The organism is Bailinhaonella thermotolerans (genome assembly GCF_003594875.1).
Classification (GTDB): Bacteria; Actinomycetota; Actinomycetes; order Streptosporangiales; family Streptosporangiaceae; genus Bailinhaonella; species Bailinhaonella thermotolerans.
In genome coordinates, this window is the sequence record NZ_QZEY01000001.1 from 358,284 (window position 1) to 384,397 (window position 26,114).

At 75.4% G+C, this 26,114-nt stretch carries 29 protein-coding genes; 14 read left to right on the top strand and 15 right to left on the bottom strand.

Translation table 11 applies throughout. From position 1 onward, the window contains the following. The first annotated feature begins 56 nt into the window (after positions 1-56). Both D5H75_RS01680 and D5H75_RS01685 read left to right on the top strand, forming a co-directional pair. Positions 57-680, top strand: coding sequence for a DUF6152 family protein (locus tag D5H75_RS01680; RefSeq protein WP_119924508.1), 624 nt, complete (start codon positions 57-59; stop codon positions 678-680). Then, on the top strand, positions 658-1,137 hold the full coding sequence (locus D5H75_RS01685; RefSeq protein ID WP_119924509.1) for a hypothetical protein: 480 nt from the start codon (positions 658-660) through the stop codon (positions 1,135-1,137). The genes D5H75_RS01680 and D5H75_RS01685 overlap by 23 nt, the downstream gene beginning before the upstream one ends. Before the next feature lie 78 nt (positions 1,138-1,215). Here the strand turns inward: D5H75_RS01685 and D5H75_RS01690 are convergent, their stop codons facing one another. From D5H75_RS01690 to D5H75_RS40770, 3 genes are all read right to left on the bottom strand, one after another. Further along, positions 1,216-1,662 carry an SgcJ/EcaC family oxidoreductase gene (locus D5H75_RS01690; protein ID WP_119924510.1) on the bottom strand — a complete coding sequence of 149 codons (447 nt, stop codon included), beginning with the start codon at positions 1,660-1,662 and terminating at the stop codon, positions 1,216-1,218. A 62-nt stretch (positions 1,663-1,724) separates the two neighbouring features. After that, complete coding sequence (locus tag D5H75_RS01695) at positions 1,725-2,657, bottom strand: SMP-30/gluconolactonase/LRE family protein (protein WP_119924511.1); 933 nt, start codon at positions 2,655-2,657, stop codon at positions 1,725-1,727. Between the two features lie 105 nt (positions 2,658-2,762). Continuing rightward, complete coding sequence (locus D5H75_RS40770) at positions 2,763-3,221, bottom strand: hypothetical protein (protein ID WP_147425034.1); 459 nt, start codon at positions 3,219-3,221, stop codon at positions 2,763-2,765. A 341-nt stretch (positions 3,222-3,562) separates the two neighbouring features. Here D5H75_RS40770 and D5H75_RS43925 point away from each other — a divergent pair, with 341 nt between their 5' ends. The 3 genes from D5H75_RS43925 (at position 3,563) to D5H75_RS01715 (ending at position 7,649) form a co-directional block, all read left to right on the top strand. Continuing rightward, positions 3,563-5,401: a sensor histidine kinase gene (locus D5H75_RS43925; RefSeq protein ID WP_147425035.1), complete on the top strand. Its 1,839-nt coding sequence runs from the start codon at positions 3,563-3,565 to the stop codon at positions 5,399-5,401. Between the two features lie 108 nt (positions 5,402-5,509). Further along, on the top strand, positions 5,510-7,042 hold the full coding sequence (locus D5H75_RS01710; RefSeq protein ID WP_242453932.1) for an MFS transporter: 1,533 nt from the start codon (positions 5,510-5,512) through the stop codon (positions 7,040-7,042). A gap of 28 nt (positions 7,043-7,070) precedes the next feature. Beyond that, a complete protein-coding gene (locus D5H75_RS01715) occupies positions 7,071-7,649 on the top strand; it encodes a TetR/AcrR family transcriptional regulator (protein ID WP_119924514.1) in 579 nt (192 codons plus the stop codon). Between the two features lie 69 nt (positions 7,650-7,718). Here D5H75_RS01715 and D5H75_RS01720 read toward each other — a convergent pair whose 3' ends face one another. From D5H75_RS01720 to D5H75_RS01730, 3 genes are read right to left on the bottom strand one after another with little or no spacing between them, the layout of a single operon-like run. Beyond that, a complete protein-coding gene (locus D5H75_RS01720) occupies positions 7,719-8,387 on the bottom strand; it encodes an SAM-dependent methyltransferase (protein ID WP_119924515.1) in 669 nt (222 codons plus the stop codon). After that, complete coding sequence (locus D5H75_RS01725; protein WP_119924516.1) at positions 8,384-9,040, bottom strand: response regulator; 657 nt, start codon at positions 9,038-9,040, stop codon at positions 8,384-8,386. The genes D5H75_RS01720 and D5H75_RS01725 overlap by 4 nt, the downstream gene beginning before the upstream one ends. Continuing rightward, complete coding sequence (locus D5H75_RS01730) at positions 9,037-10,170, bottom strand: sensor histidine kinase (RefSeq protein WP_119924517.1); 1,134 nt, start codon at positions 10,168-10,170, stop codon at positions 9,037-9,039. The genes D5H75_RS01725 and D5H75_RS01730 overlap by 4 nt, the downstream gene beginning before the upstream one ends. A 207-nt stretch (positions 10,171-10,377) precedes the next feature. Between D5H75_RS01730 and D5H75_RS01735 the strand changes: the two genes are divergently transcribed. Continuing rightward, on the top strand, positions 10,378-11,358 hold the full coding sequence (locus D5H75_RS01735; protein ID WP_119924518.1) for an AraC-like ligand-binding domain-containing protein: 981 nt from the start codon (positions 10,378-10,380) through the stop codon (positions 11,356-11,358). A 79-nt stretch (positions 11,359-11,437) separates the two neighbouring features. On the opposite strand, the gene D5H75_RS01740 is transcribed toward D5H75_RS01735, so the two are convergent. Further along, on the bottom strand, positions 11,438-12,130 hold the full coding sequence (locus D5H75_RS01740; protein WP_119924519.1) for a TetR/AcrR family transcriptional regulator: 693 nt from the start codon (positions 12,128-12,130) through the stop codon (positions 11,438-11,440). A gap of 53 nt (positions 12,131-12,183) precedes the next feature. On the opposite strand from D5H75_RS01740, the gene D5H75_RS01745 reads away from it, so the two are divergent. Then, positions 12,184-13,452 carry an FAD-dependent oxidoreductase gene (locus tag D5H75_RS01745; RefSeq protein ID WP_119924520.1) on the top strand — a complete coding sequence of 423 codons (1,269 nt, stop codon included), beginning with the start codon at positions 12,184-12,186 and terminating at the stop codon, positions 13,450-13,452. A 36-nt stretch (positions 13,453-13,488) separates the two neighbouring features. Here the strand turns inward: D5H75_RS01745 and D5H75_RS01750 are convergent, their stop codons facing one another. After that, positions 13,489-13,962: a VOC family protein gene (locus tag D5H75_RS01750; protein WP_119924521.1), complete on the bottom strand. Its 474-nt coding sequence runs from the start codon at positions 13,960-13,962 to the stop codon at positions 13,489-13,491. Between the two features lie 199 nt (positions 13,963-14,161). Here D5H75_RS01750 and D5H75_RS01755 point away from each other — a divergent pair, with 199 nt between their 5' ends. Next, complete coding sequence (locus tag D5H75_RS01755; RefSeq protein WP_242453933.1) at positions 14,162-15,052, top strand: LLM class flavin-dependent oxidoreductase; 891 nt, start codon at positions 14,162-14,164, stop codon at positions 15,050-15,052. A gap of 45 nt (positions 15,053-15,097) precedes the next feature. Here the strand turns inward: D5H75_RS01755 and D5H75_RS01760 are convergent, their stop codons facing one another. Next, entirely contained in the window at positions 15,098-15,556 is a 459-nt protein-coding gene (locus D5H75_RS01760; RefSeq protein ID WP_119924522.1) for a hypothetical protein, read from the bottom strand. 259 nt (positions 15,557-15,815) lie between these two features. On the opposite strand from D5H75_RS01760, the gene D5H75_RS01765 reads away from it, so the two are divergent. Continuing rightward, positions 15,816-16,475, top strand: coding sequence for a GNAT family N-acetyltransferase (locus D5H75_RS01765; protein WP_119924523.1), 660 nt, complete (start codon positions 15,816-15,818; stop codon positions 16,473-16,475). 34 nt (positions 16,476-16,509) lie between these two features. Here the strand turns inward: D5H75_RS01765 and D5H75_RS01770 are convergent, their stop codons facing one another. The 3 genes from D5H75_RS01770 to D5H75_RS01780 all read right to left on the bottom strand — a co-directional run bounded on the left by D5H75_RS01770 (position 16,510) and on the right by D5H75_RS01780 (position 19,386). Next, positions 16,510-17,013 (bottom strand): hypothetical protein, encoded by a 504-nt coding sequence (locus tag D5H75_RS01770; protein WP_119924524.1) that lies wholly within the window; start codon positions 17,011-17,013, stop codon positions 16,510-16,512. A 266-nt stretch (positions 17,014-17,279) separates the two neighbouring features. Further along, positions 17,280-18,449 (bottom strand): sensor histidine kinase, encoded by a 1,170-nt coding sequence (locus tag D5H75_RS01775; protein ID WP_202637730.1) that lies wholly within the window; start codon positions 18,447-18,449, stop codon positions 17,280-17,282. A 100-nt stretch (positions 18,450-18,549) separates the two neighbouring features. After that, positions 18,550-19,386, bottom strand: coding sequence for an acyl carrier protein (locus D5H75_RS01780; protein ID WP_119924525.1), 837 nt, complete (start codon positions 19,384-19,386; stop codon positions 18,550-18,552). Positions 19,387-19,627: 241 nt separating this feature from the next. On the opposite strand from D5H75_RS01780, the gene D5H75_RS01785 reads away from it, so the two are divergent. The 3 genes from D5H75_RS01785 to D5H75_RS01795 are packed head-to-tail and all read left to right on the top strand — an operon-like array spanning position 19,628 to position 21,890. Continuing rightward, a complete protein-coding gene (locus tag D5H75_RS01785; protein ID WP_202637731.1) occupies positions 19,628-19,843 on the top strand; it encodes a hypothetical protein in 216 nt (71 codons plus the stop codon). Further along, positions 19,840-20,280, top strand: a complete 441-nt coding sequence (locus D5H75_RS01790; RefSeq protein ID WP_202637732.1) for a hypothetical protein — start codon at positions 19,840-19,842, stop codon at positions 20,278-20,280. Before D5H75_RS01785 ends, D5H75_RS01790 begins: the two co-directional genes overlap by 4 nt. After that, complete coding sequence (locus D5H75_RS01795; RefSeq protein WP_119924527.1) at positions 20,277-21,890, top strand: multicopper oxidase family protein; 1,614 nt, start codon at positions 20,277-20,279, stop codon at positions 21,888-21,890. Before D5H75_RS01790 ends, D5H75_RS01795 begins: the two co-directional genes overlap by 4 nt. Positions 21,891-21,963: 73 nt before the next feature. On the opposite strand, the gene D5H75_RS01800 is transcribed toward D5H75_RS01795, so the two are convergent. Beyond that, complete coding sequence (locus D5H75_RS01800; RefSeq protein ID WP_202637733.1) at positions 21,964-22,626, bottom strand: TetR/AcrR family transcriptional regulator; 663 nt, start codon at positions 22,624-22,626, stop codon at positions 21,964-21,966. An 85-nt stretch (positions 22,627-22,711) separates the two neighbouring features. Here D5H75_RS01800 and D5H75_RS01805 point away from each other — a divergent pair, with 85 nt between their 5' ends. After that, the gene (locus tag D5H75_RS01805; protein WP_119924529.1) at positions 22,712-23,860 is read left to right on the top strand and encodes an FAD-dependent monooxygenase; all 1,149 of its coding nucleotides are present in this window, start codon (positions 22,712-22,714) and stop codon (positions 23,858-23,860) included. Between the two features lie 214 nt (positions 23,861-24,074). After that, positions 24,075-24,278, top strand: coding sequence for a hypothetical protein (locus D5H75_RS01810; protein ID WP_119924530.1), 204 nt, complete (start codon positions 24,075-24,077; stop codon positions 24,276-24,278). Between the two features lie 134 nt (positions 24,279-24,412). Here the strand turns inward: D5H75_RS01810 and D5H75_RS01815 are convergent, their stop codons facing one another. Both D5H75_RS01815 and D5H75_RS01820 read right to left on the bottom strand, forming a co-directional pair. Beyond that, entirely contained in the window at positions 24,413-25,009 is a 597-nt protein-coding gene (locus D5H75_RS01815) for a pyridoxamine 5'-phosphate oxidase family protein (protein WP_119924531.1), read from the bottom strand. A 458-nt stretch (positions 25,010-25,467) separates the two neighbouring features. After that, a complete protein-coding gene (locus D5H75_RS01820; RefSeq protein ID WP_119924532.1) occupies positions 25,468-26,082 on the bottom strand; it encodes a TetR/AcrR family transcriptional regulator in 615 nt (204 codons plus the stop codon). Positions 26,083-26,114 lie beyond the last annotated feature (32 nt).

Here is a 26,114-nt window from a genome sequence, read left to right on the forward strand (position 1 = left end):
CCCGTCCTTACCTGTGAATCCGGTGGGATCGCCGCGCGGTGGCCAGGGTGGGGGCCATGAAGACGATGATCGCCGGACTCGCCCTCCTCGGCGCGCTGCACCACGGCTGGGAGGACTTCCGGACCGAGCGGCCGATGTATGTGTCCGGCACCGTGAGCGAGGTGACGTGGGGCAACCCGCACCCGCGGGTGCGGCTGAAGGTGTCCGGCCCGGTGCGGCTGCCGTCCGGGCTCGCCGGGCGGTCCATCCCGGCCGAGCTGGAGGAGCTCGGCGGGCGGGAGGTGCTGAGGCGGACCCGGGCGTTCGACGGCCGGGGCGACGAGGTGGTGCTGATCCTCGCCCCGGTGGAGCGGCTCTCGGCGTGGGGCATGCCGGACCGGGTGAAGGAGGGCGAGCGGCTGGAGGCGGTGGGGTACGCGCATCGCGAGCACGCGGAGGAGTTCCGGCCTGAGCTGCTGATCAGGCAGGACGGCCGGGCGGTCCGGCAGCGCTCGGTCGCCCTGCCGCAGAGCCCGCCCCCGCCGGCCGGGACGGGATCCGGGAACGGACACGGCACAGACCCCGGCGGCGGCGCGGGGGCGCTGCCGTGGCTCGTCGGGGCCGGGCTCCTGGCCGGTGGCGGCGCGGTCGTCGCGGTGCGGGTGAGGAGGCGGCGCGATGGAGGCACTGGCGTGGCTTGAGGGCACGTGGCCGGCGGAGTTCGTCAGGCAGACGCCGTGGGTGTACGCCTCGCTGGAGATCGTTCACCTGCTGGGGCTGGCACTGCTGGTCGGCCCCGCCGCCCTGTTCGACCTGCGGCTGCTCGGCGCGGGACGGCGTGCGATCTCGGTGTCGGCGGCGGCTCGGCGCCTGTTGCCGGTGGCGCGCGCCGGCTTCGCCGCGGCGGCGGTGTCGGGGGCGGCGATGTTCGCGGCGGGGGCCAGGGAGATCGCGGGCGCCGGCGCCGCGCCGGTCAAGCTGGCCCTGCTCGGGGTGGCCGGGGTGAACGTCGCCCTGTTCCATCTGGGCGTCTACCGCCGGGTCGGCGCGTGGGACGGCGACCTCCGCCCGCCGGTGGCCGCCAGGGTGGCGGGCGGCGTGTCGCTGGGGGCCTGGGCGGGGGTGGTCGCCGCCGGGCGTCTGATCGCCTACACCTGAGCGCGCGGGGAGGGAGTGGCCGGCCCGGGTCGGGGCCGCGGAGGTTCCCCGGCCTGGTCCCGAGGGGCCGGCCGCGGGTCAGCTCTTCGGGATCAGGGTGTTCTGGCGGGCGGCGGTCCACCAGCGCCCCCGCTCCTTCACGAGCACGTACAACGCGATCATCACGGGCTCCCGGTCGATCAGCTCGCCTTCCGCCGTGGTCGCGCGGGCGACCTTGTGCGCGATCGCCACGTCCGGCCGCAGGAACGTGATGTCCCGGACGTCGTACCGGACGTACTCGTCCTTCAGGAACCCGGCCAGTCCCGCGGTGTTCGCGGCGAGCAGGTCGTCATAGCCGCTGATCAGCGTGCCCATGGCGGTGACCACGGCCGCGTTGGCGGTGAAGTCCGCCGTCATCAGCTCCGGGTCGTTGGTGTTGTAGCCGGTCTCGACGTTCGCGATGATCTGCCGGATGGCGGCGATGTCGTCGGTGTGGTCGGCGCCGCCGTCGGAAACCGTCGGCGCCCGGTGGCTCGTCGTCGTCATGGCCCCGACCCTAGGACCTCGACTTAACTCGAGGTCAATTCGGCGAGGCGGGGCGGCGGTGGTCAGCGGGGCACGGCCACCGCGTTGTAGGGGGTGGCGGGGGTCGGAGGGGTGCCGAAGCGGGCGTTGACCAGGTAGAGGCGGGAGCCGTGCCGGGCCACGGTGGACGGGACGTCGAAGCGGGGATCGGTGATGTGCCGGCGCAGGGTGGCGGTCGCGGCGCCGGGGCCGAGGTCGAAGACGGCGACGCGGTTGAGCCGGTTCTGCACCACGTACAGCGTGCGGCCGACGCGCAGGAGCCCGTCGCCGTGCTGGACGTTGTCGGTGCCGCGCAGCGTGAGGGCGGTGGCGTGGCCGGTGCGCGGGTCGACGCGGTAGAGCCTGCCGACGGGCTGGCTGCTGACGACGATCAGGGCGTGCCCGCCGGGGGCCGCGACGAGGCCGTTGGCGTTGACCACATCGGGGACCTGCTGCCAGTCCCCGCCCAGGCGCAGAGCGCGTACGGCCCCGGGGCGGCCGCGCGGCACGCCGTACAGGACGTTGTCGCGCGAGTCGGTGAACCAGGCACGGTCGCGGAGCAGGACGACGTCGTTGATCAGGTGGCCGGCGGGCGGGGCGAGCCGGTGGGTGGCGATGACCGAGCCGGTGCGGGTGTCCAACACGCGGGCGACGCCCTGGGGGCCGCCTGCGACGTAGAGCAGCCCGTCGTGGTCGAGCTTCATCCCGGCGGCGGCGGTGCCGGGCGCGCCGGGATGGATCAGGGCGCCCCGGCCGGTGCGCAGGTCGGCCCGGTACACCGCGCCGTTCTCCAGCGAGCCCATATAGGCGTACGGCGGGCCGCCGATGGCGATCCCCTCCGGCCGGAACCCGTCGGGCAGCGGGAACTCGTCCGGCCAGGACCCGGCGCGAGCCGTACCGGCGGCGGCGAACGGCGTGACCGCGGCGGCGGCGCCGGCCAGGACGGCGCGGCGGGAGAGCCGGGGCGACGTCTTCATGACACGGCCTCCAGAAGGTCTCGGCCGAACATCTCCCCCCGATCCTCGACCCCGCCCACCCCCCTGACCAGACCCAGAACCCGCCCCCGGCCAGGGTCGAGGGGTTCACCAGGAGCCGCAGGTGCCCACGTACCCGGTGCGGACGTTGGTGTTGCAGACGCGGAAGCGGATGTCGTTCATCCCGCCGGGCTCGGCCCAGGCGATGTGCTTGGGGTTGTAGTAGTCCATGTGCCCGTTGGGAGCGGTCTGCCAGCCGAAGTAGACGCCGTTGCGGTACCCGGACCATTGGAGGACTCCTGCGTACGGCTCACGGAACGGCCCGCACGTGGACCTGCTCTCGTCCCAGGTCAGGGTGCCGTCCCAGAAGATCTCGTACGTGCCGCCGGGCTCTGGCGTGTAGCCGTACACGAACCGCGCGGTCGCGCACTGGTTCCCGCTGTAGCGGGTGATGGTGGCCGCGGCGTGAGCGGGCGCCGCGACCGCGATCAGCGGCGCTCCCAGGACGAGGGCGGCGGCGACCCGGGCGGCGAGGCGGCGGGCCCGGGCGGCGACGTCGGTTCTCATGGGCTTCCCCTCTCAACTCACGCTCATCCTTGATCGGATTGGAGGATCCGAGCCAGCGCTCGGTCAACCTCCTGCACCGGTCCATCGCCAACGAGTATGAGATCCCCCGTCCCGCGCGGGCCGGACCGCTGAGCGGGCGTCGCCGCGGGCGGGCCGGGCGGACGGCGGGGTGGGCGGGTGGGGCGGGTGGCGGGGCGCGCGGTGGGGCGGGTGGCGGGGGGCGATGGGGTGGGCGGTGGGGTGGCATGGATGGGGGAAGGTCACTAGTGTCCCCACGGGAGCGCGGGCGCGCGTTCGGCATTTCTCGGGGGCGTGCGGTGGGGCGTGGCGACGATCTTCCGTTGCGGCGCGCGCGGGCCATGTTGCGGGTCTCGTTCGGCGTCCTGTTCCTCACCCGCCTGGCCGCCGGGCTGGACGACGGCATCGGCCCGGTCGCGGCGCTGCTCCCCCTGGCGTCCTGCCTGCCGCTGGGCGTGCTGCTGGCCCGGCGCTGGAGCGGCGCCGTACGGCATGCGCTCCTGGCGGCCGTGGTGCTGCTCTACGCGGCGCCGTTCGCGGTGGCGGGCGGGCGCTGGGACTGGGCGCCGTGGACGGTGGCCGCCGCGGTGCTGTGCGCGCTGCCCGGCCGGGTGGCCTGGCCGCTGTTCGTCCTGGTCGTGGTGGGCTCGGGCGGGGCCGTGCTCCTGTTCGGGCACGGGCTCGGCCCCGGGCCCGGGGTCCAGGCCGGCCTCGGCTACATGATCGTGGCGGCGAACGGCGGGCTCATCCTGTTCGTCCTGTCCGCGCTGGTGCGGGCCGTCGAGGACCTGCACGGAACCCGTGAGGAGCCGGCCGGGGCGGCCCTGGCGAGGGAACGCCTGCGGCTGGACGCCGAGCTGCGGGACCCGCTCGGCGGGAACCTGCGGGCCCTGGCGTCCCGGATGCGCGCGGCGGCCCGGGCCGGGCCCGGGGACGCCCGGCGCGACCTGCGCGAAGGCGTCGCGCTGGCCCGGCAGACCCTGGCGCGGGTACGGGCCGCGGCCGCGGCCTGCCGGGCGGGACCGGCCGGCGAGCAGCCGCGGGTCGAGTCCCCGCGCCTGGCCCGGCGCGCGCTGCCGGCGGTCCTGGCCCTCCAGTGCGTGCTCGTGATGAGGCTCCTGGCGCTGCACGGGCACCTCACCGGCTGGCGGGTCACCGTCCTGGCGGCCGTCCTGCTCGCCGCCGTCGTGGTCCTGGAGGTGCTGCCGCGTTCGCGGACGACGCCGGCCGCCCAGGGCCTGCTGATCGTCCTCCCTCTGGCGTTCTTCCCCGGCGTGTGGGACCGGCTGCTGGGCGTGCTGACCGGCAAACTGCTGCTGACCCTGCGGCCGCCGCGTTCCTGGGCGCTGGCGGGGGTCGTGCCGGCCGGGCACCTGGCCTGGCTCCTGCACTCGGTGGACCGCGGCGATCCCCTGGTCTTCGACGGCCTCGCCCACGCCCTGACCGTCTTCGGCGACCACCTCATGATCATGTGGCTGGTGTACTGCCTCGGGCGGCTGAGCGGCCTGCTCGCCTCACTGGAGCGGGCGCGGCACGAGCTGGCCGTGGCGGCGGTGCGCGGCGAGCGGACGCGGGTCGCCGGCGACCTGCACGACGTGCTGGGGTTCAGCCTGTCGGCGGTCGCGCTGAAGGGCGAGCTGGCCGACCGCCTCCTGGACACCGATCCGGCGCGGGCCAGGTCCGTCATCGCCGCGCTCGTGCCGCTGGTCGAGCGGACGCTGGCGGAGCTGGGGTCCATCGCCGCCGACCGCGTCGACCTGCGGCTGGCGGCCGAGCTCGACTCGGCCCGCGAGGTGCTGCGGGCCGCCGGCGTCGAGGTGGCGGCGCGGTGCGAGACCGGGCCGCTGCCGGCCGGGGTCTGCACGGCGGTGGCCGCCGCCCTGCGCGAGTGCGTCACCAACGTGCTGCGCCACAGCCGGGCCCGCGCGTGCGAGATCTCCGTCTCGGCCTCCGACGGTGTCGTACGGCTGCGCGTCGCCAACGACGGCGCCCCCTCCCCCGTCCCTGCGGGGCCGGGGAGCCGGGGGTCGGGCCTCGGCGGTCTCGCGCACCGCACCGGCGGCCGCCTGACGGCCGGCCACCGGCCCGGCGGCCGCTTCGAGGTCGTCGCCGAGTTCCCCGCGGCCGCGCACGCCGCACCGCGCGGCGGGTCCGCGCCCTAGGAACCCCTGTCCCAGGAAGCCGGGCGCCCAGGCGAGGCCGTCCCGGCGGGACGGGGCGGTTCCCGCATCATTTTTGAACGAAAGTACTACTTGTACTATCGTCCAAACATGTCGATGGAACAGAACGTCTTGACGCGGACGGGGGCGGCGCGGGCCGGGACGCGCGAGTGGCTCGGACTGGGGCTGCTGGCGTTGCCGACCGTGCTGCTGGGGCTGGACGTCACGGTCCTCTACCTGGTGTCGCCGAGCATCGCCGCCGAGCTGCGTCCCACTCCTGTGCAGTCGTTGTGGATCATGGATGCCTACGGCTTCCTCATCTCCGGCCTCCTCATCACGATGGGGACGCTGGGAGACCGGATCGGCCGGCGGCGCCTGCTGATGATCGGCGTCACGGCGTTCGCCGCCGTCTCGGTCGCCGCGGCGTTCGCCCCGAGCGCCGGGCTGCTGATCCTGGCGCGGGCGCTGCTCGGGGTCGCGGGCGCCACGCTCATGCCCTCGACCCTGTCGCTGATCAGCAACATGTTCGCCGACGTACGCCAGCGGGCCGTGGCCTTCGGCGTGTGGGCGACCATGTTCGCCCTCGGCATGGCCGCCGGCCCGATCGTGGGCGGCGCCCTGGTGGACCGGTTCTGGTGGGGGGCGGCCTTCCTGCTCGCGGTGCCGGTGGCGCTGGCCGTCCTGGCCGGCGCGCGCGCCCTGCTGCCGGAGTACGCCTCGCCGGGTGAGGGCCGGCTCGACCTCACCAGCGTCACCCTGTCGCTGGCCGCCATCCTGCCGATCGTCTACGCCGTGAAGAACGTCGCCACGCACGGGGCCGACGGGATGACGCCGCTGCTTCTCCTGGCCGGGGCGGCGGCCGGGATCACCTTCGTCCGCAGGCAGCTCCGGCTCGCCTCCCCGTTGCTGGACATGACGCTGTTCACCGACCGGGCCTTCTCCGCCGCCCTGGCGGCCCTGCTGATCGGGCTCGTCGGCGTGGGCGGCACGATGTACCTCGTCACCCAGTTCCTGCAACTGGTCGAGGGGCTGTCCCCGGCCGTGGCCGGGCTGTGGATGGGCCCGCCGGCGCTGGCGATGTTCGCCGCCGCCGTCGGCGCGCCCCTCGTGGCCAGGCGGGTCCGGCCCGGGGTGGTCATGGCGGCGACGCAGGGGCTCTCCCTGATCGGGTACGCGCTCCTCGCCACGGCCGGCACCGGCGGCGCGGTGAGCGTCGTGATCGGATTCGCGTTCGTCTACCTCGGCCTGGGCGCCATCGCCGCGCTGGGCACCGACATCGTCGTCGGCGCCGCTCCGGCGGCGAAGTCCGGATCGGCGGCGGCGATGTCGGAGACCGTGCAGGAGCTCGGGCTCGCCGTCGGGGTCGCCCTGCTGGGCAGCCTCACCACGGCCGTCTACCGTTCCCAGGCGCCGGAGCCGGAGGGGGTGGCGCCCGAGATCGCCGACCGCGTCACCGCCGGCCTGGACGGCGCGATGGCCGTCTCCGACCGGCTTCCGCCGGGCGCCGTCCAGGGGGCGCAGGAGGCGTTCATCACGGGGCTGAACATCGCCTCCCTCACCGCGGGCGTCGCGATCGTGGGGGTGATCGCGGTGTGCCTGCTCATGCTCCGGCACATCCGTCCCATCGGGGAGACGCAGCCGTGATCGTCTAACCTGGTGACCAGGAGGGGGCATGGGCGACGACAGTTCCATCGACGGGCGCAAGGCCAGGGGGCGCAAGCGCCGTGCCGAGATCATCGAGGCCACCCTGGCCGTCATCCAGCGCGACGGTGCGGCCGGTGTCACCCACCGCACCGTCGCCAAGGAGGCCGGCATACCCGTCAGCCTGAGCACCTACTACTTCGCGACCCTGGACGACCTGCTGGTCGCGGCTCTGACCAGCATCGTCGAGGCGTACTCCACGCGCATCCGCCACATCATCGACCACGCCGACGACAAGGTGCGCGGCCTGGCCGAGCTCATCGCCGAATCCGCGGGCCCCGGACGCGATCGGGCCCTGGCCGAGCGCGAGCTGTCCACGCTCGCCGCCCGGCGGCCCGCCCTGCGCCCCATCGCCCGGCGCTGGCGCGAGGGCGTCGCCGAACTCGCCCGGCACTGCACCGACTCCCCCGAGGCCGTGACGGCGCTCGTCGCGGCCTCGGACGGCCTGTGCGCCGCCATCCTGATCGACAACGCGCCCTCCGACATCGACTACGTGCACGCCGTCCTGCGGCACGCGCTCGGCCTGAGCGCGGAGACCGCCCAAGGGTGACGCGCCGGCGCCGCCGGGGCCCTTCCGCGGCGCTCCGCTGGGGCCGGGCGCTCCAGGCCCCGCCGGCCGTCAGGGGACGCGGGCGACGACGCCGAGGGCGCCGGGCAGGTCCGGGCCGTCGTACGGCGGGGCTTCGGGCGACCAGTAGGTGACCGGCACCACGCCGGGGCCGACGAGGCGCAGGCCGTCCAGGAATCCGGCGATCTCGGCGGCGGGACGCGGGGTCAGGGAGTCGCGCAGGGCCCGCGCGTAGACCTGCTGGAGCTCGTCGGCCTGGCCGGGTTCGACGTCGGCGCCGGCGGTGCCGTGCGAGATGACCAGGTAGCTGCCCGGGGCGAGCGCGGAGGTGATCTGCCGGAGGATGTCCCTCACCTCCCGGTCGTCCCGGATGAAGTGCAGGATCAGCAGGAGCAGCACCGCCACCGGCCGGTCCAGGTCGATCAGGCCGCGCAACTCGGGGTCGGCCAGGATCCGCCCGGGCTCGCGCAGGTCACCCTTGATCGCCACCGTGCCGGGGGTCGCGGCGAGCAGGGCGCGGGCGTGCGAGACGACCACCGTGTCGTTGTCGACGTAGACGACGCGGGCCGCGGGGTCGGCGCGCTGCGCGACCTGATGGACGTTCTCCTGGGTGGGCAGCCCGGTCCCGATGTCGAGGAACTGGCGCACGCCGAGCCCGGCCAGGTGCCGTACGGCCGCGCCCAGGAAGGCGCGGTTGTCGCGGGCGCCGCCGGCGCTCATCGCGGGGGGCCGAGGCCGGACCGGATGGCGAAGACCACGAGCTGGGCGCGGTCACGGGCGTTGAGCTTGCGCATCGCGCGGCTGACGTGGGTGCGGACGGTCTCGGCGCTGACGACCAGGCGTTCGGCGATCTCCTCGTTGGACAGGCCGGTGGCCACCCAGCCGGCCACCTCGCGTTCGCGCTCGGTCAGGTCCTTGACGCCGGGGTGGGCGATCACGGCGGGGGCAGGGCGGGCGAACTGGGAGATGACGCTGCGGGTGACCGCCGGGGACAGCAGGGACTCGCCCCGGGCGACCACGCGCACCGCGCGCAGCAGCTCGTCGGGATCGGCGTCCTTGAGGACGAAGCCGCTGGCGCCGTCGCGCAGGGCCTCGAAGACGTACTCGTCCAGCCCGAACGTGGTCAGCATGACGACCCGCACCGAGGCCAGCGACGGGTCGCCGGTGATCTCCCGCAGGGCCGTCAGGCCGTCCACGCCGGGCATGCGGATGTCCATCAGCGCCACGTCGGGCCGGGTCCGCCGGATCACGGCCAGCCCGGTGCGGCCGTCGGCGGCCTCGCCGACCAGCTCGGTGTCGGGCTCGGCCCGCAGCAGCGTGCGCACGCCGATGCGGATCAGCGCCTGGTCGTCCACCACCACGACACGGATCACGGCCTCGCCTCCCTCGGCAGCCGGGCCCGGACCACGAAGCCGCCGCCGGGGCGGCGGCCCGCGTGCAGGGTCCCGCCGAGCCGCTCGGCCTGCGCGCGCATCCCCGCGATGCCGAGCCCGGCCCCGGACACGCGCCCGGTCCCCGGCCCGGTGTCGATCACCTCGACCAGCAGGTCGTCCCCGTCCCGGCCGACCCTGACCCGGGCGGCCGCCGCGTCGGCGTGCCGCAGCACGTTGGTCAGCGCCTCGCGCACGATGCGGAACGCCGCCACGTCCACCGGCCCGCTCACACCCAGGTCCGGCCCGACCTCCACGCTCACCTCGATCCCCCCGGCCCGCACCCGCTCGGCCAGCGCGTCCAGGTCGCCCAGGCCCGGCCTGGGCCGCGGGCCCGGCTCCGGCCGGTCACCGCGCAACCGATCCAGCTCGGCCCGCAGGTCGTCCAGGGCCGCGCGGCTGGCCGCCCGCGCGGCCTCTAGGGCGCGGCGGGCCTCCCCCGCGTCCCGGTCCAGCACGTGCAGCGCCACCCCGGTCTGCATCGCGATCACCGCCAGCCCGTGGCCGATGGAGTCGTGCAGGTCCTGGGCCATGCGCAACCGCTCCTCGGAGGCCACCCGCCGCGCCTGCGCCGTGCGCAGCCCGGCCGCGGCCTCGCGCCGCGTCCGCACGGTGACCCCGGCGGCCAGCGCGACCAGCGCGATAGCGCCCCAGACGACCGTGTTCGCCGGGCGGTCACCGCCCTCCGCGAAGTTCTTGGCGAACGCGGCCACCATCAGCACCGCGAAGTCCGCCGCCACGACGGCCGCCGCCCGCCCGGCCGGCCACGCGGCCGCCACGCCGTACATCGCGAAGGGCACGGTCAGCAGGATCGGGCCGAAGGGGTACCCGGCCGCCAGATACGCCGACACCAGAGCGCCGTTGACCGCCAGCGCCACGCCCGGCCGGCGCCGCGCGGCCAGGGCCAGCGCCGCGGCCACGATCAGGGTGTACGCCGGCGGATCCGGCGGGCGGGCCGCGTCCGGCTGGAGCACGGCCGCGGGCCCGGTGCCGATCAGCCCGACGGCCAGGAGCGGCAGGGACAGCCATCCGTCCGCCCACCAGACGCGGGCCCGCTCCCAGACACCGCCCACGAACGCGACGATACCCCGCGAGCGTCACGGGCCTACGCTCACGCGCGTACACGCGAAGGCCGCTCCACGGGTGGCGAGCCGGACGCCCGGACCCGCCCATGATGGACGGAACGGTACGGGCGCGACGCGCGCCGCCCCCGCGCGCCCGGGTGCCGTGCGGCGGCGCGGACGCGCTCCGGTCACGGCTCTCGCGACGGAAGGTGGGTCATGGACCTGGTCAGCACCGCCACGATCCCGCACGGCGAGCGCCTGGCCTTCTGGCGCGAGGTGAGCTCCCGGACGTGGGTCCCCTACGACCTGCGCTGCGAGCCGTACCTGCGGAGCCGGTTCCGGGCGCGGATCGAGGCGGCCGAGCTCGGCCCGGTGCGGGCGGCGCTCATGACGGCGACGCCGCACTCGGTCCAGCGCACCCCCAGGCTCATCCGCCAGGCCGATCCCGAGCTGTTCAAGCTCACCTGCCTCGTGCGCGGCCGCGCCATGCTGGAGCAGGAGGGCAGGCGCGCGGACTACGGCGTCGGGGATCTGGTGCTGCACAACACCTCGCACCCCTACAGCGCCGGGCTCGCGCCGCAGGAGGGGGTGAGCCGGATGCTGGTCCTGCAGTTCCCGCGCTCGCTGCTGCCGCTGCCGCCCCGCGACCTGCGGAACCTGACGGCGGTCCGCATCCCGGGCGACGCGGGCGTGGGCGCGCTGTCCTCGCGGTTCCTGCTGCACCTGGCCCGGCATCTGGGCGAGTTCAGCCCGGCCGACGCCGCCCGGCTGTCCACGCTGACCCTGGACCTGCTGGCCGCGGCGCTCGCCCACGAGCTGGACGTCATCGCCGCGGTGCCGCCCTGCGCGCGGCGGCGCGCGCTTCTGGCCCGCGTCCACGCCTTCATCCTGCGCAACCTCGGCGACCCTCGGCTCAGCCCCGGCGCGATCGCCGCGGCCCACCACATCTCGCTGCGCCACCTGCACCAGCTCTTCCGGGAGGAGGGGCACACCGTGGCCGGCTGGATCCGCGAGCAGCGCCTGCGCCGGTGCCGCCGGGACCTGGCCGACCCGCGGCTGGCCGCCCACTCGATCTCCGCCCTCGCGGCGCGCTGGGCCTTCACCAGCCCCGCCCACTTCAGCCAGGCCTTCCGCGCCGCCTACGGCGTTCCGCCCAGCCAGTTCCGCCGCCAGTGCGCGACCCGGCGCGCCGCCTGAGGTGTGCCGGGGCGCTCCGGCCGTGCCCGCCCCGGCGGTACGGCCCGCGCGCCGCCGTACGCCGGCCCCGGGTGGGGCGTCAGGCCCGCGGCGGGGCGAGCCTCACGGCCACGGCGTCCAGGACCCAGTCCAGGCCGGTCGCGAAGGAGGTCTCGGCGTCGGAGTCGGGGCCGTCGTACACGGCCTTGGCCAGCGCCGGGTAGCGGCCGGTGGCCAGCATCCTCCGCAGGTGCGGGCCGTGGGCGCGCTGCCACTCGCGCTCGGACAGGCCGGTGGCCCGCTCGGCCCGCAGCTCGGTGATCTCGCGCCTGATCGCGCCGATGACGTAGGCGCTGACGGTCTCCACCGCGCGCAGGACCGTGCCCAGGTCGGCCAGGCCGTCGAGGGCGGCCAGCGTCGCCTCGCCCACGGCCAGGGCGTTCGGGCCGAGGGCCGGACGGCCGCCGAGCAGGTCGGCCAGCCACTCGTGACGCAGGGCGGCCTGCCGGGTGCGGTGGGCGCGGACGCGCAGCGCCTCGCGCCAGTCGCCGGGCGGCTCCTCGGGGAGGATCTCGCCGTGGACCTCGTCCACCATGAGGTCGAACAGCTCCTCCTTGGTGGAGATGTATCCGTACAGCCGCATCGGGCCGGCGTCCAGCCGGGCGGCGACCTTGCGCAGCGACACCGCCTCCAGCCCGCCCTCGTCGGCCAGCGCGATGGCGGTGGCGACGATCCGCTCCCGGTCGAGCGGCGCGGGGCGAGCCGGCGGCTCCGGCCGGTCCCACACAGTCATGGATACATCGTACAGTTGCGATACAGCGTATTCAGAAAATACGGTGTATCGACATGAGACAGCGTATCGCCGTGATCGGAGCGGGCCCCGCCGGGCTCACCTTCGCCCGTGTCCTGCGCCGCCACGGCCACCCGGTCACCGTCTTCGAGCGCGATCCCGGTCCCGGCGCCCGCCCCGCGGGCGGCGCGCTGGACCTGCACGAGGAACTGGGTCAGCGGGCGCTGGACAGGGCGGGGCTGCTGGAGGAGTTCCGGGTGCTCTCCCGTCCCGAGGGGCAGGCGATGCGCATCCTGGACACCGACGGGACCGTGCTCCGCGACTGGCGGCCCCGCCCGGACGACCTGGCCAATCCCGAGATCGACCGAGGGCAGCTCCGCGACCTGCTGCTCGGCCCCCTGGACGTCCGGTGGGGGCGGCGTGTGAGCGAGGTGGCGCCGGGGACCCGCGACGGGGTGCTGATCCGCTTCGCCGACGGGCGGCAGGAGACGTTCGACCTCGTGGTCGGCGCGGACGGGGCCTGGTCCCGGGTCCGCCCGGCGGTCTCGCCCGCGACGCCGCACTACACCGGCGTCACCCTGGTCGAGACCTCCCTGGACGACGTCGACACCCGCCACCCCGGCCTCGCCCGGCTGGTCGGAGACGGCTCCCTGGCCGTGTACGGCGTCAACCGCGCCCTCGTCGCCCAGCGCAACAGCGGCGGCCACGTCAAGGTGTACGCCCAGTTCCGGGCTCCGCTGGACTGGCACACGGACCTGAACTGGCACACGGACCTGAACTGGCACACGGACCTGGACCGGCACACGGACCTGGGCCGGCGCCTGGACCCGCGCCTGGGCCCGGACGGGCACGGGAGCGCGGACGGGCACGCGGGCCTGGGCGCGGCGAGGGGCCGGGCGCTGGACCTGGCCGACGCCGGGGCCGTGCGGGCGGCCCTGCTGGCCCTGTTCGACGGCTGGGCCGAGCCGGTCCTCGACCTCCTCCGGCACGGCTCCGCCTTCGTCCACCGCCCCCTCCACGTCCTGCCCGTGCGCCACACCTGGGACCACGTCCCGGGGGTGACGCTCCTGGGCGACGCCGCCCACCTGATGCCCCCGCTGGGGGTGGGTGCGAACCTGGCGATGCTGGAGGGCGCCGAACTGGCCGAGTCCGTCGCCGCCGCCTCGGGCCCCGCGGACCTGGACGAGGCCGTCCGCGCCTTCGAGGAGCGGATGTGGGCGCGGGCCGGCCGGTGGGCGGAGATCACCGGCGCCGGACTGGACCGCCTCGTGAGCCCGGACCCCGCGCGGGCCCTCGCCCTCTTCGACGAGGTCCAGCCCTCCTGACGCGCGGCGCCGCCGGTCAGCCGGGGAGGCCGCCGGTCAGCCGGGGAACACGTCGCCGCCGCCGCGCAGCAGCTCGGACCCGCGGCGGGCGATCTCCTCCGGCGGCAGGTCCTCGGTGTGGGTCAGGAAGACCCACACGTGCCCGAACGGGTCCCGCAGGATGGCCGACCGGGCCCCGTAGAACATGTCGGCCGGAGGCTGCAGCACCTCGGCGCCGGCCCGGGCGGCCTGCTCACTGAGCGCGTCCACGTCCTCGACGTACACATGCAGCCCGACCGTCGAGCCGCCCGCGGCGACCGGGTCCTGGAAGGGGGCGTCCGCGTCCCCGACCATGACGACCGAGCCCTTGACGCTGATCTCGGCGTGCAGGACGCGGCCCGCCGGGTCGGCGACGCGGAACAGTTCCTCGCCGTCGAACGCCTCGGCGTAGAACCGGAGCGCCTCGGCGGCGCCGTCCACCATGAGGTGCGGGATCGCGGCGTATCGGTAACGCTCGGGAGCGGTTTCCATGGCACATGTCCTTTCGGGAGGCTCGTGCCGCTCACCCTAGAACCTCGACCAAACCTGAGGTCAACGCCGTTGTCACCGCTGTTCCCGCCTCGCCGTTCTCCTGAACGCCCAGGTGAACCGCGGCATCGGGGCGCTTGACCTCAAGATCGCTTGAGGTTCTAGCGTGGCTCTCATTCCTTTGCCGCCCGTCAGGAGGACCATGATGCGGATCAGCACGACCTTGCCGTCGACCCGGACGGGCGTGCCCGACGTCGCGATGGCCCGTCATCTTGAGGATCTCGGCTACGACGCGGTCGGCATGGCCGATTTCATCGTCGGGGACGGCACCCCCGCTTTCGACGCCACGCTCGTCCTGGCGGCGACGGCGACGGCGACCGAGCGGATCGGGCTCGAGTTCGGCGTGCTCAGCCTTCCGCTGCGCCCCACGGCGTGGGTGGCCGCGCAGATGCAGACGCTTCAGCACCTGTCCGGCGGCCGCGTCATCCTCGGCGTGGGGATCGGGGGTTTCCCCGGCTCGCCGTTCTGGCGCGCGGCCGGGGCGCCGCTCAAAGACCGGGGCCGCTGGACCGACCTGGCGCTGCGGGCGTTGCCGGGCCTCATCCGCGGCGAGCCGACCTCGCTGGGCGACCAGGAGCTCACCCTCGGCCCCGCCGCCCCCGTCCCGCCCATCCTCGTCGGCGGCAACTCCGAGGCGGCGATGCGCCGCGCCGTCCTGCACGGCGACGGCTGGGTCCCCTCCCTGATCAGCCCCGAGGCCCTGGCCAAGAAGGCCGTACGGCTGCGCGAGATCGCCGGCGAGCTGGGCCGGCCGGTCCCGTCGATCTCCGTGGGAGGCCACGCGGTCCTCTCCGACGACCCGGCCGCCGTCGAGGCCTTCACCAGGGTCCTGGTGGAGATCCACCGCATGCCGCCGGAGGAGGCGGCGGCCGTCCCGGTCACCGGCGGCCCGGCGCAGGTGGCCGAACGCCTCCACGCCTACGCCGAGGCCGGAGCCGGCATGGCCGGGCTCAGCCTCGACGGCGGCGACTGGATGCGGCAGACCGAGATCCTCGCCGAGGCCAGAGCCATGCTGCCCCCGACCGGCGAGTGACGGCCTTCCGCCCGGGCGGCGCTCCCACCCGCCGCCGCCCGGACCTCAGGCCAGGGCGGCGATCTCGATGCGGGTCCGGTCGGCGGGGTCGGCCAGGCAGGGCAGCGTGACGCTCCCCCGCTTCAGGCGCTCCCCCATGTCCGAGGTGAGCCGGGCGGTGCGCTCGATCTCGTACGGCGCGCCGCCCTTGGGCGTCACGCGGAGCCGGAGCAGCCAGATGTAGCGCTTGTTGAACTTGTTGGACGTCTGCTCGGCCCCCAGGACCGCCGCGTCGCACGGCACGGCCGCCGCGCGCTCCTCCGGCGTGAAGGCGCGCAGCCCGGCGGACTCCATGCTGGCGAACGTGATGGCGCCCATGGCGAGCATCCCCGAGGCCAGGAGGACGAACATCGCGCTGACGTACGCCCCCACCCGGGTGCGCGGCTTCCGTCTCAGCACGAGGAACAGCACCACGGCCACCACCACCCCGATGGCGGCGGCGGTCCCGAAGACGATCGACGGCATTGTCCTCCCTCACGATGACCGGCGGGCGGCCGCCCCCGCGGGCCCCGGCACCGGTAGTCGACCAGGCGCCGCTTGCACGGCGGCTGCAGCCCGCTTGATCATGGCACTCGCCAACCGATCATTGTTCGGTTTCGTGTTAGCGTGCTGGGCGGTCCCGCGAGGAGCCCCCTCCGGGCCGGCAGGTGACCCGGCTCGCGGCCGGGACCTTCCAGGCGGAGGCGCCCGCGTCCGCCGACCACCCTCCAGGAGGCCCACCACGATGACGCCAGGTTCCCAGCCCGCGCCGCTGATCGTCCGCGCGGCCCGCGCCGACGACCCCGGGGAGATCGACCGGCTCTACGAGATCTGCCTGCGCACCGCCGCCCACGGCGGGGACGCGAGCGGGATGCTGACCGAACACCGGCTGCTCGGCGACATCTTCGTGGGCCCCTACCTGGCCCACTCCCCCGACCTCGCCTGGGTCGTCGCCCCCGACGAGGCCCTGGGCGTACCGTCGCGGCCCGTCGGCTACTTCCTCGCCGTCGCCGACACCGCCTCCTTCGAGGACGAGCTGGAACGCCGCTGGTGGCCCCGCGTGCGCGCGCGGGAACCGCGCAAGCCCGCCGAGCCGGGCAGCCCCGACGCGCTGCTGCGCTCCTACCTCGCCGACCCGCCCCGCACCCCGGCGGAGATCGCGGCCCGTTACCCGGCCCACATCCACGTGGACCTCCTGCCCGAGGCCCAGGGCGGCGGGCACGGACGGCGCCTGTGGACCACCGCCATCGACGCCCTGCGCGAGCGCGGCGTGCCCGGCGTCCACCTCGGCGTCGCCGCCGCCAACACCAAGGCGCAGGGCTTCTACCGCCACCTGGGCCTCCACCTCATCACCGAGACCCCCACCACCAAGTACTTCGGCATGCCCCTGCCCCCGCCCACCTGACGATCGACCCCGGCGAACCCTTGGAGGCTCGGGATCAGACGTAGGGGGATGTTTCGAGGTCGGTGTAGGCGGCCCAGCCGCGCGCGTGGGTCAGGACGGAGAGGGGGAGGGTCGTGCCGAAGCAGACGGACCACGAGTGCGGGGCGACGCCGGAGACCGGGCAGACCCAGTAGCCCTCTCGGTACTCGCCATAGGTGAACAGCTCCGACCCCGCGGCCGTGTCGTATCGGGTGGACCGGTTGTTGCGCACGATCACGGCTCCCTGCACGGCGCCGCCATGCTGCGCCCTGACCGCGCAGACCTGGGCGACGACGTCGACGGCGATCGCCTTGCTGGCGGCGCATCCCCACGTGCTGGTGCTGGAGGTGATCGGGTTGACGTTGCCGTAGGCCCGCCAGGCACCGTCCGCGGCGGCGGATGCGCCCGGCCGGGAGGCGGACGCGGTGTCGCTCCGCGCCGGCGCGGCCATCCCGGCCAGCGCCACCGCGCCGAGGAACACGAGCAGAGCGGTCTTCGCGGTCGGCTTCCGCATCATCATGGCGCAACTCCTGATCGTCGTCGGCGTTCCCGATACGAGCATGCGGGCCGCCGCCGCGGCACGTCTTGTCCGTGCGTGCACGAATGTTCGGTCAGCGTGCACGGTCCGCCCTGCCCCGGCCCTCCTGAGCGGGGAAGGTCACGGGCCCGCCGCCCGGTCGCCATGCCATCTGTCGACGTGCGGAAACGGGGGCGGGCCGCCGTTGCAGGACCCCGCCGGCGGGAGGCGGCCGGGGCCGTGGCGCGCGGGCTGACGGCCCGCGCGCGTCAGGCCCGTCCCGGTTCGGGGGATCCCCGCAGGGGGAGGGTGGCGGAGACCTCGAAGCCGGTGGCGGAGGTCCGGGTGGTCAGGGTGCCGCCGATCAGCTCCGCGCGTTCGCGCATCCCGGTCAGGCCGTGCCCGCGCCCGTCCCCGTGCCCGTCTCCGGCGGTGCCCCGGCCGTCGTCCCGCACGCTGATCTCGACGCTCTCGGGCCGGTAGGTCACGTGCACGTCGACGCGGGTCGCGCCGGCGGCGTGCCGTACGGCGTTGGTGAGCGCCTCCTGCGCGATGCGGTACGCCGTGACGCCGACGACGGTCGGCACCGGGGCCGGCTCGCCGTGGACGTGGACGGCGGCCGGCAGGCCGCCCGCGGTGGTCGCGGCGGCCAGGCGGCCGAGGTGCTCCAGGCCGCCGGTCGGGGCGCGCGGGGTCTCCTCGGCGGGCCGCCTGAGCAGGGCGAGGGTGGAGCGCAGCTCGCCGGTGGCCTGGCCGCCCGCCGTACGGATGACCTCCAGCGCGGCCCGCGCGGCGGCGACGTCGTGGTCGTCGAGGGCCTCGCGGGCCACGTCGGCCTGCAGGGTGATGATGGTCGTGGTGTGGGCGAGCACGTCGTGCAGGTCGCGGGCGAGGCCGAGGCGCTCCTCCTCGATGCGGCGGGCGGCCTCCCGGCGGCTCGCCTCCAGCAGGTCCCGCTCGCGCTCGCGCTGCTGCTCGTTTCGGATGCGGCGGCTGCGGACGCCGTCGCCGAGCGCGACGGCCCCCGCCATGATCGCCACCGACCACGGCAGCTCGTACCCGAGCAGGTAGGCGAGCTGCTCCCCCTCACGGAGCCGGAAGAAGCTGGAGGCGACCAGCAGGAAGGCGGCGACGGCGGTGGCGAGCACGGGCCTGCCGTGCTCGGCCGCGGAGTACAGCGCCGCCGCGACCGGTACGGCCAGCCCGATCGGCGGGTAGTCGGCGATGTAGTAGCCGCACAGGCCGACGGTCGTGGCGACCAGCGCCAGCACGGGATGCTGCCGCCGTACGAGCATGAGCAGGCCGAGGCCCGCCGCGAACAGGTACGCCCCGAGGTCGGGACCGCGCTCGCCGCCCACGTCCGCGGTGATCGCGACCGCGACGACCAGGGACACGACGGCCCCCAGGCAGGCATCGAGCACCAGCAGTCGTCGCCCCACGCCCAGCACCCTAGCCGAGCCGGCAGGCACCCCTCTCCCCACCTCGGCCGCCGTCAGCCGTCGCCACCACGGGGAAGGCCGTCGCCACCGCGGGAGGCCGTCAGGGCGCGCGGCCGGGGGTGGGGTGGTCTCGCTGGGCGGCCATGTGGGCGGCGATCTCTTCGATGGACTTATCGAAAAAGGAGGAGATGGGCCAGGCGCCGTCGGGGCGGACCCCCCAGTCCCGGGCCACGCGGTTGAGGATGACCATGACGTGGAGGGAGTCCAGGCCCTGGTCGACGAGACGGCTCTTCACGTCGATCCGGCTTTCGTCCGTTTCGAGGTGCTCGCTGATCTCCTTTCTCAGCCGGCGCACCTCCTCCTCCGCGGCGGGGGCCTGCGGAGGGTTCAGCGGCATCCGTTCGGGCTCGGCCTCGTCCAGCGCACCGCGCGCGAACGCGGCGAAGCGGTCCAGCAGGTCACGGACGAGGTGCTCCTGCCGGGCGCACAGGGCGAGGTATTCGGTGGCGTCGCGACCGGCTCGCAGGTCCGCCAGCGTCTGCCGCAGGAGGGCGCGGAAGAGGGTGATGCTCTCCTCCGCGCGGAGGGTGGGTTCCAGGATGCCTGTCGGCCCCTCGACGAAGACCGTCGCGCTCGCGCGCTTGACGGCGCTGACGAAGGGCTCGGTGTTCGTGATCTTCTCGTCGATCCCGGCGAGGTCGGGGTCGCGGGTCTTGAAGAGCCGCCACACGGAGGTCAGCTCGTCCCGCGCCTGGACTCCCGCGTCGAGGAAGGCGCTGTAGGCGTCGCGTCGGGTCTGGCGGCGCCACTGGTCTCGCTGACCGGCGCTCTGCATCGTGATCTGGCGGCGGGCCGCCCGGCCCGCGATCGCGGCGGCGCCCGCCGCGCCCAAAGCACCGACGGCGGCCGCGATGACGGCCACCCACGCGGGGTCCATGAGGACAGTGTGCCGGATCCGCCTGTTTCGCGGAGGCCGGATCCGGAGCGCCGCCGGATCACCTGACCATCCGCCCCCTCATCCGCCGGGGCGGGGACCGGGCGGACCGGAATGGGCCTGTGGGAGGAGTGGGTGTCGTCATGGGACGTACTCGCCGCGGGCGGCGTACCGCCGATGTCGACTCCGGCTGTCCACCCCGCCCGGACGACGGGGCGGGCGCGGCCGCCTAGCGTCGTGGACCGTGAGAACACTCGGCGTGGCCGTACTCGGCCTGTTCCTCGGCCTGATCGCCGGCGCCCTGCTGACCTCGGCCATCGCCCGGCCGCTGGTCGGCGGCGGCGGCGGTGAGATCTCCACCGGCGTGGGGGTCCTGCTCGGCATGCTGATGCCCGTCCTCGGCATCTCCGGCGCGGTCATCGGCGTGATCATCGAGCGCAGGTCGCGGGGCGGGTCGTGAGCGGCGCGCCGGCCGTGGACGGGGCGCCGGCGACGGCCGTGCCCGGCTGGGCGGTGTGGTCGCTGCGCGGGCTCGTGCTGGCCGTCACCCTGCTCGTCCTGGCGCAGCCGGTGCTGGCCGGGCTGTTCGTCACCGGCGACGTCGGCATGCTGGGCCTGCACGGCGCCATCGCGTCGTTCCTCGCCGCGCTGGTCTTCTTCCAGGTCGTCGCCGCGATCCTGGTGTGGCGGCCGGGGCGGGGCCCGGCGTGGCCCATCGGGGCGAGCGTGGCGGGTTTCGTGCTGGTGGAGGCGCAGTCCGCGGCCGGTTACGCGCGGGCCGTCGCGCTGCACATCCCCCTGGGCGTGCTGCTGTTCGGGCTGTCGGTGGCCCTGCTCATCGCGGTCTGGTCGCCAGGGGTACGGCGGCGCCGCCCGCGGCGAGGAGCGGAGCGATGACCGGCCGGCGCGGGCTGCCGGAGGGCGGCCTGTCCCGGCGGGGTCTCCTCGGCGCGCTCGCCGGCGTCACGCTGGCGGGCGGCTGCCGGCTCGCGGGCGCCGAGCGGGCCGGCGCGCCGCTGGCCAGCCGCCTCCCGCTCCCCCGGCCGTTCGCCGTGCCGCTGCCGGTCCCGCCGGTCGCGCGTCCCGGCGCGGACGGGACGTCGTACGAGCTCGTCCAGCGCCCGGCGCGGGTGGAGATCATCCCGGGCACGCGGACGGAGGTGTGGGGGTACGACGGGGTTTTCCCGGGGCCGACGTTCGACGTGCGCGCCGGGCGGCCGATCCGGGTGCGCGTGGTCAACCGCCTGCCGGTGCCCACGTCCACCCACCTGCACGGGGGCGTGACGCCCCCGGATTCGGACGGCTACCCCACCCACCTGGTCGTGCCGTCCGGGCTGGCCGGCCGGTTCCGGCCGGGCCACGGCGGGCAGGGCGCGCACGGCGGGCAGGCCGGGCAGGGCGGGCACGGGGCGCGCCGGCCGGAGGCGTGGCGGCCGGCGCGGGAGACCTTCGTCCACGAGTACCCGCTCGGCCAGGCGGCGGCCACGCTCTGGTACCACGACCACCGCATGGACTTCACCGGGCCGCAGGTCTACCGGGGCCTGGCCGGCATGTTCCTCATCCGCGACGAGGCCGAGGACGCGCTGCCCCTGCCCCGCGGCGACCGGGAGATCCCGCTGCTGATCTGCGACCGGGCCTTCGAGGAGGACGGCGCGCTGCGCTACCCGTCCGTCGATCCGGCGCTGCTCGGCGAGCCGGGCGTGACGGGCGCCCACCACCAGGGCGTCGAGGGCGACGTGATGCTGGTCAACGGGGCGCCGTGGCCCGTGGCGGAGGTCGCCGCCGTGCGGTACCGGCTGCGCTTCCTCAACGCCTGCAACGCCCGCCGCCTGGACCTGCGGCTCGACCCGCCTCCGCCGTCCGGGGCCGCGTTCACCCAGATCGGCGGCGACATCGGCCTGCTGTCGCGGCCGCGGCCGCTCGACGGGCTGGTGCTGGCCGGCGCCGAGCGCGCCGACGTCGTCGTGGACTTCGGGGCCTACCCCGTGGGCACCCGCGTCGTGCTGCGCAACCGCCTCGGCGCCGGGCGGACGCGCGAGGTCATGCGCTTCGACGTCGTACGGCGGGCCGGAGACGACAGCGCCGTGCCCGCCCGGCTGGCCCGGGTGCGGACCCTGACCCCGCGCGATGCCGTACGGCGGCGCCGCTTCGACTTCCGGCTCGGCGGGCCCGGGCCGCACGGCGCGCGGTGGACGGTCAACGGGCTGCCGTTCGACCCGGGCACGGCGCTGGCCGCGCCCGAGCTCGGCACGACGGAGCTGTGGACCCTGACCTCGGACTTCCATCACCCGGTGCACGTGCACCTCGGGCACTTCCAGGTGCTGAGCCGCAACGGCCGCCCGCCCCGGCCCTCGGACGCCGGGTGGAAGGACACCGTGGACGTCCGTCCGTACGAGGTGGTCCAGATCCTCGTCCATTTCGCCGGCTTCCGCGGCCGCTACGTCGTCCACTGCCACAACCTGGAGCACGAGGACATGGCCATGATGGCCAACATCGACGTCGTCTGACGCCGGGGCCCTCCCCCGCGTCCCCTGGCGGCGCCGGGCGTCCCCGCCGTGACACCAGGGGCGGGCCCCGGTGTCACGGGCCGTCGGCGCCCGGGTCGATGTAACGCAGGAGGTCGGCCTCGGGGAGCGCCGCGCCGGGGAGGGCCGGGCCCGGGCGCAGGCCGTTCAGCATGATCTCGACGACGCGGCCGGCGGCCTGGCCCGCGGGCATGTGCGGCGGGGTGTAGACGTGGACCGTCATCAGCAGGGCGATGTCGACCGGGCCGACGTCGGGGCGCAGGTCGCCGTCCGCCTGCGCCTGGGCGATCATGCGGAGCAGGGCGTCCATCACGCGCCGCCGCCGGCCCGAAAGGCCCTCGCCGGCGCGGATCCGCTGGTGCAGCCGGGGTTCCAGCTTGGCCGACAGCTCGCCCATCCGCAGGTCGGCGCAGCCGCGCAGGAAGCGGCACAGGCCGTGCCAGGCGTCCGGTTCCTCGCGGGAGGCGGTCTCCGCCAGCTCCACCAGGCGGCGCAGGTTGTCCTCGGCGACGCCGCGGAGCAGGGCCTCGCGATCGGGGAACCGCCGGTAGAGCGTGCCGATCCCGACGCCCGCCCGCCGGCTGACCTCCTCCAGCGCCACGTCCAGGCCCTTCTCCAGGAACAACTCCCGCGCGGCGGCGACGATCAGATCGCGGTTGCGCCGCGCGTCGGCGCGCAGCCCGTCGCCCGCCGCGCCGTTCTCAGCGTCCACATCCACCCCGGAACCAGAAGTTGACGAATTTCCTCCGCTTAGCCTACCGTCCAACCATACGGAGGAAATTCCTCCACTTAGAGGAGACGGCATGCGCGAGCTGAGCGTTCTGATCTCCGGCGCCGGCGTGGCCGGGCCGACCCTCGCCTACTGGCTGGCCCGTCACGGCCACCGCGTGACCGTCGTGGAATACGCCCGCTCCCCGCGCTCCAGCGGCAATCCCGTGGACGTGCGCGGCCCGGCGGCGCGCGTCGCCGAGCGCATGGGCATCACGCCCCGGCTGCGCGAGGCGGCCACCGGCACCACCGGCCTCACCTTCGTCGACACCGCCGGACGCCGCCTCGCGCGGCTGCCCATGAGCGTGGTGCAGCGGCCGGGCGAGGTGGAGATCCCGCGCGGCGACCTGGCGGCGATCCTGTACGAGGCGAGCCGCGACGACGCCGAGTACCTCTTCGGTGACACCATCACCGGCCTCGCCCAGGACGACCACGGGGTCGAGGTCGCCTTCGAACGCGCCGCGCCACGCCGCTTCGACGTCGTGATCGGCGCGGACGGCCTGCACTCGGTCACGCGGCGGCTCGCGTTCGGGGCCGGCGGCCGCTTCGAGCACCTGGGCCTCTACGTCGCCACCCTGCCCCCCCGCGCCGGCGGGCGCGGCGCCGGGCGCGACATCCTCATGCACAACACCCCGGGCAGGTGCGTGGCCGTGAGCCCCACGCCCGCGGGCGACGGGGCGTTCTTCCTCTACCGCGCACCCGAGGAGCCCGGCCTCGACCACCACGACACCGAGCGGCACAAGCGGCTGCTGGCCGCGGCGTTCGCGGACGTGGGCTGGCGCGCCCCCGAACTCCTGGACCGGGTGCGCGCCGCCGACGACCTCTTCTTCGACTCGGTGAGCGAGGTCGCGCTGCCGCGCTGGTCGGCCGGCCGGGTCGCGCTGCTCGGCGACGCCGCCTCGTGCGTGTCCCTCTTCGGCGACGGATCGTCCCTGGCCATCGCGGGCGCGCACACCCTCGCCCGGGAACTCGCCGCCACCCCGCGCGACCCCGCCGCCGCCTTCCGCCGCTACGAGTCGGCACACCGCCGCCTGGCCGGGCCCAAGCGGCGCACCGTCGGCCTCGCCGCCGCCCTCCTCGTCCCCGCCACCCGCGCCGGAGTCGCGGCCCGCAACCTGGCCGCCCGCCTGTCCCCCGCGGTCGCAGCCGTCACCCGCCTGGCCCGCCCCCGCGCGCTGCGCTGACGCCATACGGCCATGCCCCGCCCCGCCGGGGCCGTACGGCCAAGGCCACGGCCGTGGGCGAGAGATGACGAGGGCGCGGGCCGCTTGCGGGCGAGGGCGGCGGGGTAGCACCACGGGGCGGGATCATGGCCCGCGCCCTGGGCCTCACGCGGATCGTGACCTCGCACGGGTGGTGACAGGGACGGCGGGCGTGCTGGATGAGGGAGGTCCGGAGATGGCGTGGACGTGGCGGTTCGAGGCGGCCGACGGCGGCGAGGTTACCCCCGCGGTCGAACCGGGGTCCTTCACCTCCCAGGCGGACGCCGAGAGCTGGATCGGCCAGGTGTGGCGGGACCTCCTGGACGACGGCGTCGACCGGGTCGCGCTCTTCGAGGACGACGGCGAGGTCTACGTCATGAGCCTGCACGCCGAGGGCTGAGGCCGGGGGCCGAGGCCGAGGGTTGAGGCCGGGGGCCGAGGCCGAGGGTTGAGGCCGGGGGCCGAGGCCGAGGGTTGAGGCCGGGGGCCGAGCGCCCGCCCCCGCGCGCCGGGAGGCGGGCGCCCGGGGGGCCGCTACGGCGTCGCGCCGCGCAGGCGGGCGTTCTCCCGTTCGAGTTCGGCGATCCGGTCCCGCAGGCGGCCGAGGGCCTCCTCGACGGCGTCGCGCGGGAACAACTGGGGGATGTGCTGATGGCAGTTCCAGTTGAGCCCCTCGACCTGGATCAGGACGGCGCGCTCAACCTTGGCGGGGTAACCCGTCACCGCCAGCGACCGGTCGTCCTCCACCACGCGGGCGCGCCCGAGCACCTTGAGCCGGACTTGATTGGCGTAGTCCATCAGGAACAGCGCGACTCGGTCGTCGTGGTCGAGGTTGCCGCGCGTGATGTACTGCCGGTTGCCCCGGAAGTCGGCGAACCCGAGCGTCCGGTCGTCCAGCACCTTGAGGAACCCCCGCGGGCCGCCCCGGTGCTGGATGTACGGCCAGCCGGTCTCGCCGACCGTGGCCAGGTAGAAGCTGTCGCGCTCGGCGATGAAGGCGCGCTCGTCGGGCCCGAGCCGGTCGGGCTCGCCCGGCCCCTCCAGCGCGCGGCGGTAGGCGCGGTCGCTGCCGTGCGCCTTCTGGTGCGCGACGACGCCGTCGGTGAAGGCGAGCTGGGCGAACCTGCTCATGCCCGCGCCCCCGGCAGCACGCCGTCCCGCTCGCGCGCCGCAAGGACACGGGCGGCGGGCCGGCCCCTCCGGGCGGTCTCGGCGGACTTAGCGGTCTCGGCGGGGAAGGGCGGCGGCGGACGGTGCATGGTGCTCCTTACAGTGAGCCGGTCCCCGTACGGCGGGGCGGCCGCGCCCGCCGTACCGGGCCGGGGGAAGCGGCCTCGCGGGAGGTGACCCGCCCGGCGGCGGCCGCCGGGTCCGGGGAGCCCGGCTCGCGCGGGCGCGGCTCCGGCGAGGTTCCCGGAGACGGCGCCGGCGGCCGCGGCGGCCATCACGGCTCCCTTCTGATGGTCATGTCATCCGCCAACCACCGAAGATCTTGTTTTGATTCCCGCGCGACCGCGCCGCCGGGAATCCCCGCGACGTGTACGGCGCCGCCCGGCTCCGGCCGCGCGAGGCCGCGGATCACGCCCCGCTCAGGCCCGGTGCGGGGACGGGGCGGTCAGGCCGGCGGTGATGAAGGCGGCCACCGTGGCCGGGTCCGGGAGCGGGGACGGAGCGGTGGGGTTCGGGGCCAGGGCGCGGCCGTACACCTCAAGGAGCAGGGTGAAGGCGAGCCGCCAGCGCGTGGCCACCTCGCGGACCGGCAGGTACGGCAGGGCGCGGGCGAGCATGGCCTCGAAGGGCGCGGCGCCGAACCAGGCGGAGACCGCGTTCGGCACGCCCCCCGCCGGCAGCGCCGTACGGGCCAGCAGGTGGCACAGCATGCGCCCCTTCTCGGTGCGCGCCAGCCGGTCGAAAGGCTCGACGATGGCCGCGACCAGTTCGGCGACGTCGAGCTCCGCGCCCCCGGACCGGGAGCGGCGGGCGATCTCCTCCAGCCGGTCCGCCCACAGCGGCAGCAGTTCCCGCTCCAGGAGGGCCGCGATCAGGCCCTCCCGGGACCCGAAGTGGTAGTGCACCGCGCCGGGGTTCAGACCCGCCTCGGCGTTGATGGCGCGCACCGACACCTGCTCGGCCCCCTTGAGCAGGAACAGCCGCTCGGCCGCGGCCAGCAGCCGGTCACGGGTCGATGGGGAGTCCTCCGTCATGCCCGATATTGCACCACACGTGATCGGCGCGG